The sequence below is a fragment of the Isachenkonia alkalipeptolytica genome (assembly GCF_009910325.1).
In the GTDB taxonomy this organism is placed as follows: Bacteria; Bacillota; Clostridia; order Peptostreptococcales; family T1SED10-28; genus Isachenkonia; species Isachenkonia alkalipeptolytica.
In genome coordinates this window covers 1-12,598 of the sequence record NZ_SUMG01000035.1, presented here as the reverse complement: position 1 = coordinate 12,598, position 12,598 = coordinate 1, and the positions used below count along the sequence as shown (strand labels likewise).

8 protein-coding genes are annotated in these 12,598 nt (G+C 40.7%); all 8 read right to left on the bottom strand.

Translation table 11 applies throughout. From position 1 onward, the window contains the following. Positions 1-488 precede the first annotated feature (488 nt). Positions 489-2,456, bottom strand: coding sequence for a PAS domain S-box protein (locus tag ISALK_RS14240; protein WP_236660389.1), 1,968 nt, complete (start codon positions 2,454-2,456; stop codon positions 489-491). Positions 2,457-2,465: 9 nt separating this feature from the next. Next, positions 2,466-2,888: a PAS domain-containing protein gene (locus ISALK_RS14235; RefSeq protein WP_160723459.1), complete on the bottom strand. Its 423-nt coding sequence runs from the start codon at positions 2,886-2,888 to the stop codon at positions 2,466-2,468. A 593-nt stretch (positions 2,889-3,481) separates the two neighbouring features. Beyond that, a complete protein-coding gene (locus ISALK_RS14230) occupies positions 3,482-4,813 on the bottom strand; it encodes a DUF2812 domain-containing protein (protein ID WP_160723457.1) in 1,332 nt (443 codons plus the stop codon). A gap of 64 nt (positions 4,814-4,877) precedes the next feature. Further along, positions 4,878-5,750: a helix-turn-helix domain-containing protein gene (locus tag ISALK_RS14225; RefSeq protein WP_236660388.1), complete on the bottom strand. Its 873-nt coding sequence runs from the start codon at positions 5,748-5,750 to the stop codon at positions 4,878-4,880. A 718-nt stretch (positions 5,751-6,468) separates the two neighbouring features. Next, positions 6,469-7,188 (bottom strand): Ltp family lipoprotein, encoded by a 720-nt coding sequence (locus ISALK_RS14220; RefSeq protein WP_160723455.1) that lies wholly within the window; start codon positions 7,186-7,188, stop codon positions 6,469-6,471. A gap of 662 nt (positions 7,189-7,850) precedes the next feature. Then, positions 7,851-9,020, bottom strand: a complete 1,170-nt coding sequence (locus ISALK_RS14215) for a M14 family zinc carboxypeptidase (RefSeq protein WP_371724079.1) — start codon at positions 9,018-9,020, stop codon at positions 7,851-7,853. 221 nt (positions 9,021-9,241) lie between these two features. Continuing rightward, a complete protein-coding gene (locus tag ISALK_RS14210; protein WP_160723453.1) occupies positions 9,242-10,531 on the bottom strand; it encodes a M14 family zinc carboxypeptidase in 1,290 nt (429 codons plus the stop codon). Positions 10,532-10,968: 437 nt separating this feature from the next. After that, complete coding sequence (rsgA, locus tag ISALK_RS14205; protein ID WP_160723451.1) at positions 10,969-12,093, bottom strand: ribosome small subunit-dependent GTPase A; 1,125 nt, start codon at positions 12,091-12,093, stop codon at positions 10,969-10,971. Positions 12,094-12,598: the final 505 nt, after the last annotated feature.

The window sequence follows — 12,598 nt, the reverse complement described above, 5'->3', positions numbered from 1 at the left end:
ATAAAAACGAGCATTAGAATACTCGTTTTTAAAGAAATAAATGATATGAAACCCTGTATTTTTTAAGATTATTAGACAGGTCTTATTTAACTTTACAAAGTCTCATTTAGTTCTACAATTGACCAAATTAAAGAGCACCATTTTTTGCGATCTCTCCAAATATATTTGCCGGTTTCAGTAGGGCTTAAAGGGGCACTCCAAATCCTTAAAACTCATTTCATAAATGATAAGCTAAGTCTTCTCAAAAAAATTCATATTATGAAAAGCCTTACTTAGCATGTTTAACTTTTTGTAGCTATTCTTAGAAAAAACACTCCACTTTAGTTAGTTGGTCCGCCGTCCGTTTTGAAAGCAGCGAGAATCTCGACAAACTTTGAGACGATTTCCGGATCAAATTGGGTGCCGGAGCACCGTTTCAGCTCTTTTACGGCTTCTTCATGGGAGACTGACCCGATCATGGCTCATAACGTCGTATACGTCTACTACTGCTATAATTCGGGATAGCAATGGAATTTCATCCTTTTTAAGCCCTGGGGATACCCTGTTCCGTCCCACCGTTCATGATGGAAGAGAATATATTTGGAAATATGGATCAACTCCGGAGAGGTTTCCGCTATTCGATAACCGATCTCCGAATGCCTTTTCATTTTTTCCCATTCCCCCTTGGTTAGTTTTCCCGGTTTTCCCAGGATATCATCGGGAATCGCCATTTTACCGATATCATGAAGAATCGCCAACAAGCTCAACTCGTTCAGTTTATCATTATCAAGATTTAGTCCTTTACCCAAAGTATGGCTTAAGTCTTTCATACGCTTGGCGTGAGCCTCGGTTTCGTGACTGCGCTCATACATTGACTTTTGCAAAGAATCGATTATATGACTTCTGTTACTCTTTCCTTCCAGCAGTTTATTTCGATACATTTGCTCTTCCGCCTGTTTAATGATTTCTTTAATGGACTGTGTAGCCCGCTGCTTAATCCCGTAACCCAGGGAAATGCTGATATTAATCGGAGTATCGGAGGGCTTTTCACAGAGATTGTAAATCCTTCGGCCAATCTTCTCTACGCTTTCTTTGTCGGTATGAGGCAGTAATATGGCAAATTCGTCTCCTCCCCAGCGGCATAATACGTCTTCCTTTCGGCAGGCTTCACTAAGAATCTCCGCGGTTCGAATTAACAGTTGATCCCCTTCCAAGTGCCCAAAAACATCGTTTGTCAGCTTTAATCCGTTTACATCTCCGATAATAATTCCAAGGGGGAGTTGCCGCTTCGTGTCCAGCCGTTTTAACTCCTCCTCAAAAAAAGCGCGATTATATAGTCCCGTGAGCTTATCATAATAGCTTAGGTACCGTATTTTTTCCTCCGCTTCTTTTCGATTACGAATGTCGGTATATATTACTTGGTATCCGATGATTTTTCCGTCAACGATGGTGGAACCCCCGCGGACACAAACGTCAATTAAATTTCCCGCCTTGTCTTGTCTTACGGTATCAATCTCAATTTTCTGGTTTCTAAGCGCCATATCATTGATCCCGATGCCCTCTTGCAGCTGATTTTTGGGGGTTATTAACTCATCGATGGTTTTTCCGATCGCCTCTTCAGCAGTATAGCCGAACAACTCCGTAAATTTGTTGTTAATCTCCAGCACCCTGAAATTCAGATCAATATGGGCAATCCCATCGGGGGAATAATTAAAGTGTGATTCCAAAATATTTTTTTGCTTCTTTATTTGTTCCTCCGCATGCTTCATAAAGCTTACATCCGTGTAAATTGAATAGCCCGCAACCATTTTGTCGTTGATGACGATGGGTACCCCTTTGGCAAGAACCTTGATCGGGTTTCCATATTTATCATAGCGTACCGTATCTTTAAATTTTAGATCCTGTTTTTCAAATTGAGCAAAGGTAAGATAACCTTCGACTTTCTTGAACGGATCGATAACTTCGTTAATGTGTCGACCCTTTACGTCCTCATAGGTATAGCCGAAAAGTTTTGTGAACGCAGGATTCACCGTAATAATATATTCATTCTTATCAAAATAAGCAATGGCCTCCGGAGAGTTCTCAAAAAGACATTCAAAGGATTTTTTCTGATATAACAGTTGGTCCTGACCATTTCTTTCCTTCGTGACATCCCGCTGTGTTCCGACGATTCGAAGTGCTTTACCGTCACCTCCCCGCTCCGTCGCTTTTGCTCGTTCATGTACCCAGATATAACTGCCGTCTTTTTGCCGCAGTTTGTATTCCGCCGTATAAATCGAACTTTCACCATCCACGTGCTTTTGAAGCTCCGTCATTACCCTCCCTCGATCTGCAGGATGAATACTGGCCATCCAATCTTTATAAGACTTTGGATGACTATCTTCACTATATCCTCCAATAACATTATACTGTCTGGAATGGTAAAATACATTGGTCTTGATATCCCAGTCCCATACCCCGTAATCACTGCCTTCCAGAGCAAAATTTCAGCGCTCCTCACGCTCCATAATTGCCCTTTCTTTTTCTTTGATAAAAGTAATATCATTGATAAAACCTTCCAGAAACAGTTCATTCCCCTCTTCATCATGTTTGAACTGCATATTTAACAGGGCGGTTATGGTGCTTCCGTCTTTACATAAATACTCTACTTCACAATTTAATAATTTTCCCGTGCTTCTGACTATTTCCAACAATTCCTGTCGATTCTGCTTTCTAGCAAAGAGCTGCTTTTCTATGTTATTGATCGAGGAGATTAAATCCTCGGGAGATTCATATTTGAACATATTCGCCAGTGCTTTGTTAACATAAAGAAATTTCCCCTCCGCCGTGGTGTGGAAAACCCCTATCAATGCATTATCCAACAAGTTTAAGTAACTATCGGTGTCTTTGTAACTATTTTCCCTAGTCATTGTATATACATCTCCCATCAAAACAAACAGCAAGCACAGGTTAAAACTTGGTTTGTAAGCCTTTATTTCTTCATAGTATAAATCCGACTTCGCCCTCTTATGAGTTTAGTCCTAGTTCATATTAATAGTATATAAGATTATTGCTAAGTTGAAAAGAAGATTCTGAAAATAACCCAGAGGGATCGGACTCGGGATTCCAAGCATAGAGGATTATGTGAACACCATTTAAAACTTTTAGACCCACTGTCCACAATAAATCGTGGGGACTTGAAATCACCACGATTCGTTTCACTTGGATTAACTCCTTGCTTTACTGAATTTGATCATGCTCCCCCTCGGGAACGATTCAGTTATGAGCTTACCAATATCTTTATGAAAGACTGATCTCCACTTTTTTTCGTTAACAGGTCCTACTGTCCTTCATGCTGAAGATTTTCAAATTCGCCGAAATCCACGGAATACATAATACTTTGGCAAGAATGGGGGCCCCTAATTTTTCCTTGACCCTTTCGTTGGCGATGGGTAATATTGGTAAAGTTCTTGTTAGCAAAACCTTCCCCTTTATCACATCATCACCCCTCAGCTCGGCGGACTTAAAAAAATATTTGCTTTACCCCCTGGATAAAATCGGGATCGGAAACATCCGGGATGCCCCGAAAACGCAGTACCTTATCTCCCTTTAACAGCAACAGGATGTTTCGATTCTCATGGTAGGCAATCCGGTCCACCTTCCAGAGACGGTATAACTCTTCGTCAGCACTCAGTTCCTCCATTGCTTTTCGTGAGGTCACCCGGAAATCTTCCGAAGTATTAGGATCCTCTAAGATATCCTCGTAGATAAAGGCGGCAATCCGTTGATGGGCCCCCTGATAATAGGCATAACTAAATGCCCCTTCCTCAAAATAGTAATAGGCTTCATAACTGACCGGGAGCAGTGCACTTTGATCACGAAGGTAGTGGGGCGTCTTTTCTCCTAATTCCTTCATATATTCCCATTCGGTCTCTGCTAAACGGGGGTAATCCTCGGGCAGCCGGGACCGGTTTTGATCATCAAAACCCAAACTGGGAATATAGGCCATCATCACGAAAGCGATGGTCCCGGCGGCTAAGGCCAGATACAAAAGCACCTGGCTTTTTTTATCGGGTTTTTCTCGGGTCAACGTCTTATTTACTTGATGGATGACCCAAATCAATACCATGGTGAAAATACTACTGGTTGCAATAGCACCCCCATCGGTAAAATCCATAACCACCGCCGTCAGAATGATCGCCGCCAACAGAAGCTGTAAGCCGTTTACGATTCCTCCTTTTTTTCTTGCCCTTCCATAATCCGGGCTGTCATAGACTTCTCCCCTTGCTACACTTCTTTTCATCCGGTACCGCCAAACCAGCAAATAAATCAGATGGATTGCAAATGCCAGAAGAACCAATGGGAGTACCATTACAAAAACCAGTATGGTATTACTTTTTAAATGTTCAAGACCTACGGGATAAAGAAAATACAAAAATACGGAGAGTAACACCAGAATATACAGGGTCCCTGCCAGCTGTTTTTTCCATAGGGAAGAGTTAATCACCTGTTTTTCCCGGTCCAAATCTCCATGCACCGGTAGGGGCCGTTCCTCCTTTTCACTGCAAAAAAACTGTAAATGCCCTCGGGTGTCAATCAACCTCCACCCCGCTTCCTCTAACAGGCTTTGGCGCTCCTTCGACCTTTTGCTATTTTCCTTGGACCAGATCCCGGCTTTTTCCAAAACATTCACGGTAAAGTGCACCTTTTTTGGCGCAATTCGATCAAAGGTCGCAAAGTTTCCATTGATCTTTCTCAGCAACCAGCCCTTTTCCGCCATGTCTTCCAAATAACTTTCCATGGCTTTATAATCCAAATCCATAAAATTCCATAAAAACACTTTGCTTTTTCCCATTCTACCCCAACCCTTCTAGTCAAATATTAATTCATTGTCCTTTACCCCAATAACATCCCATACTCTACAACAGGATCTGATCCGCTTCAAATCCATGGGCAAAGGTAAGCATCGCCAATTCGATCATCAGGGAATGCATCTTTTCATAGGTTTCGGTATCTTCAATATCGTATCCATGAGAATCGATTTCTTGCTGAAGATCCTTTTCCAACCGAAGGATTTTCCCAAGCAAATCCGGAATTTCTTCAATCCGTTTAATTTTATTGGGAGTGATTCTTTCACTATTCTCCAAGGTTTGTCCAATCCACTCAATGGAAACGGCTGTACCATATACAATGGAGGAAATTGCCTTCCCTTCCCCTTCGATATCCAACATCAAATGGTGGTTTCCCATTTCACGCATTCGTCGGGAGCTTGCCAACAGTTCGGTGGAAGCTGTCATTATTTCCTGTTCATTCCCACGTACCAAATGATCATGGTATTGGTCCAACTCCTCAAAATAACTTACATAGAGCTGATCCCGCACCCATTCAGTTTGTCTTTGATACTCCCTTATTGTCGATCGACCTTCTACATTTAATATGAAAGAAACCGTCAGGATAAAGGCAAATGCAATCAAGAGCTCCCGTTGATAGCGTTTCATCCTCTGGATAAAAGCGTTATGCTCCGTGTTTTTCCCCCGATGCCCTTCCTGAATCGTAAGTTCTTGCCGTAAAAATTCATCGGCAGTGAGGCCGAACAAATCACAAATCAACAGGATCTTTTGAACTTCAGGGATGGATTGGCCGGCTTCCCATTTAGATACCGATTGCCGGGATACTTTTAATTTTTCCGCTAACCCTTCCTGGGAGAGATTTTTTTCTTTTCGAAGGCTTCGTATTTTTTCTCCGATTTCCATGAAATCATCCTTTCCATTTGGAATATTGATATTCTTCATACCATTATATCCGTCAACCGGTTAAACCGCCACCAACTCTACTGTATAATCCTCGCAACCGGCAGTTGCAAATGGGTGAATGTCCCAATACCCCAAACCCTACATATATAAAATCACTATGATGCTTTAAGGGGTCACTCTACAGCGTACCGCTTTCGCGTTGATTAGGTTATTAGTAAATAAGTTCTAGATTAAGATCCTCAAATCCTCTATTCTTTGGAAATTTATTTCTGTTTTTTGAAATCCTCTGTAAGATTCTTTTTTTCCGTTGTTGAACTAAGGGGTTGATTTCTTCTTCGCTGAATTTGGGTATAAATATAAAAAAGCATTCCGCAATGAAAATTCAGGTGGTCGCCTCAATATGATCATTGGGAGATGAGTGAAAGATGAGTAAAAAAATAGGTTTTCGACTGGCAGCAATCAAAAAAAGAGCTCCACACTAAAAGCTCTTCCCTTCGGAAGAGCTTTTAGGTTCTTACTATTCAGTTTCCATTTTAGTTGACCTCACAAAAGAACCGTCAGGTTGCGTAAAAACTGTTTTGTTACAAATTTTATATACTATATGTTGAATCCATGATTCAATGTTCAACTATATATAGCAGTTGATAATTATAACATCAGCGTTTTTACGCAGCCTGCCGTCGCCCTGTGAGATCTACACCTTTGTATTGCAACCTCATAAAAGAGCCGCCTTGTGAATACCAAGAAATTCCTTCTTTTAATAAGCCTCATCCGCGCCATGTTGGGCTTGTTCTTGAGTAAACCCTTCGAAAACCAACTGATCAATCAAACCTTGCTTTGAAAAACTCATGGTATTCAAATAATTTTCAGCACTTTTTACAGCCTGCTCAAACCAATCCACTTCCACATTTGCAACCCCATGTTCTGCTTGTTCCGTAGTGAATCCTTCAAACTTCAATTGATCAACTAAACCGGTTTTAGAAAATGCCGTATATCTTAAATAATCTTCTGCGCTTTTGATAGCCTGTTCATACCAATCCACTTCCACATGATCCACAGCAAAGGTTGCTTCTTCGTCACTATAATCTTCAAATTTCAACTGATCGATTAAGCCTTCCCTGGAAAATGCAGAGAAACCAAGATAATTCTCGGCACTTCGTAATGCATTACGCTCCCCTGAGGTCATATCATCTGCAGGTGATTCTTCAGCGACTTCCTCTTCCTCTTCTTCAACAGGATCCTCATCGCCTTCCGATTCATCCGCTACTTCTTCTTTCTCCCCTTCATCATCGCCATTATCATTCTCGCCATTATCATTCTCTCCATTATCATCCTCCTGGGATTCCTCCGGTATTTCTGCCACTTCCTCCCCGTTGTCGCCCTCTCCCAAGGCGGAACCGAAGACCATAAAGAGCACCAGCACTGCTGCTACAATGAACCACCATCTTTTGTAAATCGGTTTTTTCTCTTTTCCCATTTCACAACCTCCTTAATTTTTACGTAAAGTGTATTACATACCAAATATAAAAATCTTCCATATCATTTTATCATTACCAAATATGGATAGCAATTATATTTTCAGCATTTTCTTTATTTTCGTTTTATTTCCAATGATTTAACCAGATTTTTTTATTATTGCTGTTTATTTAATAATTAAGCAGGAATAAATCGAACGACAATCGAAAGAGTAAAACATACATCATTTCAATAAAAAAAGACCTGTATAGGTCTTTTTTTCATTGGCTGACATGGGTTTTTTATCCGTAACTCACGCAGAGATGGTATGAAAACTCAGTTTCCGCCTTCTTCAAATATTCTTGTCGACTCCAGTACTAAGTAAACATAAAAACATAAATTCAATCAGTTTCTCTATACCTTTGTATTGCAACCTCATAAAAGAGCCGTCCCTTGTGAGCTCGTTACTTGCTCTACACATTTGTACCACTGCCTCACATAAGAACCGTCTCTGCGCGAGCTTGCCTGGCATATCAAAAAGCAAGAGCCAATCCTACGATTGACTCTCTGCTTAATGGATTAACGACACAACGTAGCTGCTCTATTTTACTTCATTTCCTCATAGAACATAATACCCGTGCTTTTGGCTACCTGGATCAACTTTATAACATTATTATAATTATTCTATTCAATGACAATAACGCCTGCGTAATCAGTGAAGTATCCTATTATTGGATGCCTAGGTATTTCCTCCCACGAATCTGGGTTTACATGATAAACTTCTTCACTTGCGATGCCGTATAAAAATGATTTAAGAGCATGATAATTTTGTTTAGTTAAATACCCATTAGCTCTTTGTCCTAAATTTCCATCACGTGTATTCCCTTTTGTTTCAAAGAATACGGCGGGACAACTATGCCCCTCTTCGTTAAGGTTATCATAATTAATACCAAGCATCATAGCAGAAACAACTCCACCGACAATATCAATCTCATATTTATCTTCTCCACCGATTACGTATCGATCGATATGACTATACCCATAGTCTTTTATATCATCGTATACATAGGATTGAAGTTGCCGCGTAAGGTCATTATACTCACCATCTTTCAATCCAGGAAGCGTTGGTCCATTCGGTGCTAAAGAAATACCAAGAGAGAATGATACAGACTTGTTGCTATCAGGCATTTCCTTAATCCCTTGATGGTGCATATCCAGGGCAAAATCCGGTTTCACTTCAGTCCAAAACTCATACAGTGCTCTGGATTCAGAAGCAACAAAGCCAAACCCTTCTCCCATCAAATCCACTTTCCAGTCTCTATTTAAGTCAATATATCTTGGATCACCATCTTGATCCAATAGAGGTTCTCCTGTATCTTGATCAATTAACATTGTACTTCTCGTATTCATTTCAATCCCATCTGGATTATACATTGGTATTGCGTAAATTGTCACATTATCCAGTATAGTTTGTACATCTTTTGCTCCGTTACTCCCCAAAGTTTTTAGCACATCTAGCACAGCTTCTGATACAAGTTGCTCATCTCCATGAATACTCGCTTGTACCCAAACTTTAGTATCACCTTCTCCAACCTTTGCTACGTAAAGACTTCTACCTTGTTCACTTTTACCATATTCGTCTAAAGTAAAAACTTCTACTGTACCTTTACTTGTTCTTTCAATATCGTTTAAAATTTTAATCATTTTCTCATAATTAATCGTACTCGAAAGATTTGTTTGACCTTCATTATCAGTGGAAGGACCACTGGGTACTAGTCTAGGGGCTGCGAAACCGAAAGATGTTACCATAAAAATTACAGCTAACACTATTATTAATACTTTAGTTTTCCTCACTTTTCTTCACTCCTTTTACGGTTCAACATGCTCATTAAAGCCTGTCTATTTTATTCTTCTAAGAAAACTTGGCACTCTTTTTTTCTGTTTTCACAGCAATCCATACAATAATAAAAACCAACAGTAAGTATCTTATGAAGGAGTCGTATTTATCCAGGGGCTATCTTTGGTAAAGGGGCGGTCCATTTCAAATCTTACTTAACAGCATTTCTTAACCGTTTCTAGAATCCTTGTCCAGGATCCGGAACCGTAATTCTAGGGCCAGCTTCAGGAATTTCATCCTCATAGAAAGAAGGATCGATATCATATACTTCTCCTGTTGCGAACCCAAGAAGCGTTTCGTAAATACCATCTAAGGATTGGCGTATATATCGTCCATTAGCTTTCTGACCGGTATCTCTGGTGGATTGACCTCGGGTTTCATATAGCATAACCGCTGTATCGTTCATTGAGAAAGAGCCTAAAGTGGTACCCGGTAAGCCATACCCCCCATAAAAGTCTTCCACACGAGGATACTTAGTGATTTGTCCAAAGAGGGAGTTTCCCTTTTGCAGTTTTTGGTATACTAAAGCATTTACTTGTCTGGAAAGATCAAGGGATTCTTCTGTTAATGTGTAGGTATAGGTTTCGCCATTGTCAACAATGGTGTCTTCCCTATCCAGGGGCACAAATTGGCCAAGAATCTGCAAGGTCGTTAATTCAGGATTCTCTTCCGATTCGATATTGCTTCCTCTGTGGTGATGATTGATATACAGATCCGGTTCTAATTCCTTAAAAACATCCCGTAGGGCTCTTGCTTCAGGCGTGACATAGAAGCCCGGCTGGCCACCCCAATTTTCATCTTCATTACAGGGTGAATGCTGGTCGCTGTGGACCGCTAAATCAAAGTCAAGATGAGGATGGGCATCGCGATTAATGTCGTAACCGGGAGTCCCTCTCCAGGTTTGTGATACATGGTACCATGGAGCATCTGTATCGGCATCAAGCCCCCACTCTTCAGGGGTCCAATACTGAATATTTTGTCTGGTTTGTGCATCCCCATAGTCTTCAATTTCAAAAATCGTTGCGCCATCAGCATTCAACATGGGAATAAACCACACGGTAACATTATCAAGGATGTCTCGTACTTCCTTGTTATTACTCATGGCCAGCGTTTGCATTAAATGCATAACGGCTTCAGTACCCAAGGGTTCGTTCCCATGGATTTGAGTATCGATTAAAATTTTTGGATTATCGTTGTCGGCTTCCCCAAACTTAGCCACATAAATCGGCCATTCGTAACCTGAGGAATAACCGATTATCTCAGTTTCCATTCGGCCTTTCGATCGTCTTTCCATATCCAACAGTCGTTGCTCCACATCCTCAGGTTGAAGCAAACTGCTTAGACTGACGTTTTGATCTGGTTGTATCCAGGGTCCATTAGGGATTGATTGAGGATTTGCCAAAGAGTAACTGGCAAACACCGCAAAAACCATCATAAAAACTAAAACCAAACTAATCTTTTTTTTCATAATAACCTCCTTTTGTTAGATCGGATAACAAACAAGGTAAAACCGCCCCTTTGTGATAAAGATACCGTACGTTTATAATATTTTAAATAGTCAGAACAATCAATTCTTTTCATTATAAACAGGGCTAACGAATTATCATATAAATAGTTCAATATACTTAAGTATGATTTTAACTAGTAAAAATAGACTAAAACCCAAAAACAAAACACGGTACAAAGACCTCAGGCTGGACGGTTCTGTCATAATAATTGGCGATAAACTACGAAAACCATTTTTATCACTTTCTTCAAATATGCTTTCCGGCCCAGCATTCTAATAATCTAAAGAAAAACGGATTTAATTTATTGCTCTACACGTTTGTATTGCTATCTCACACACGAACCGTTCCCGTGTAAGTCGAAAGAACTATCCCCGCGTGAGAAACTCAATGGAAACTGTCAACGACAACACCACTGATTAAGTTCCTTCTCTTCTTTCCCACCACCCCGTTTGTAGTCCTTATAATGGTTTTTTTGCCGCTTGATTTTCTTTTTGGCCACCTTTTTTTGAAGCAGTATTTGCTTTCGCCGATGGATTTTTTCCTCCGCTTTTAATTTTAAATAACTCTCCCACCGATCCTCTGTAAGACTGCCGGCCTCCATCGCCTCAGCCACGGCGCAGCCGGGCTCCTGTTGATGTTTACAGTCCGCAAACTTACAATGCTTTGCCAATGTCTCAACATCTTTAAAAGCTTTATCCACCCCCTGATAATTGAATAATCCAACCTCCCGCATTCCCGGGGTGTCAATATACAGGGCACCGTTTTTCAGCGTAAACATCTGCCGATGGGTGGTGGTATGGCGTCCTTTTTGATCCTCTTCCCGAACTTCAGCGGTTTTCATCATTTCCTCCCCCATCAATAAGTTCAAGAGTGTGGATTTTCCCACACCGGAGCTCCCCAATACCATATAGGTCTTCGACGGCTCCAAATAGGACCAAAGGCTAGCAATCCCTATTTGGGTAATGGCTGAGACTGCCAGGATATCCACTCCGGGAAAGGCCGCTTCCAGTGAATTAACCTTTTCACGGACGTCCTCTTCCGTTGCCAGATCCGTCTTCGACAGAATCACCATCGGTACAGATCCTGCATCCCAGACCATGGCGATGTAGCGGTCGAGTCTGGCAATACTAAAATCTCCGATTACGGACTGAACCAATATACAGAGATCCACATTCGCACCGATTACCTGGGCGTCAATTCCATCGGCCTCCTGTCTTTGTAAACAGCTTAGACGGGGTAGCACTTCTTTGATCACGGAAGGTCCGTTCTCATTATAATCCACAACTACCCAGTCCCCCACGGTCGGATTTTTCGCTGCATAAAGATTTTCAAAAATCATTTTCCCGGATACCTGGGCCTCTTTTTCGCCCCCCTTTGTTTGAATTCGATAGCGATCCGCAAATACCGCCGTTACCCTTGCGGCCTCCATGGGTTTTAGTTGTTTAGGATTTTGATACGCCTTTTTCGCTTTCTCAAACTGTGATTCCCACTTTTCATTCCATCCAAAATTATTTAATTTCATTGGTTTCCTCCTATTTTTTTAGGACTTTTAAAAAATTCTCTCCCCTATTTCGGGCACAAAAAAACCACAGAATAACTCCTGTAGTTTTCGGCATACAAAAAACACGATAACCTTATCGTGCCCTCGTTTTAAAAATATATATCAATAGGCTAGGGGTTATTACTTTTTGGGTCAACACAACTAAGGCCAGGGGAAACTTACTAATCTTCCGCTTTCCCGGGATGTACTGACCGGCTATTCAGTTCGATGGGTTCACCTCAATTTTTGATTTTTCCATAATAAACCTACCCCTTTCCTAATAAATTTAACCTTAGTACAATTATTATACCTCTTGTTAATCGTAAAGTCAATTCAGAATAATCTTAAAGCGAGGCGAAGTTATGATCCATATATGATAATGTCTTAATATATCACAAGTGACTATGTCCCAAATACTATTAAATCTATTATAATAGAACCTCAGGACTAAGAAATGAGGTGGACATAATCAGAAAGGTAATATTAA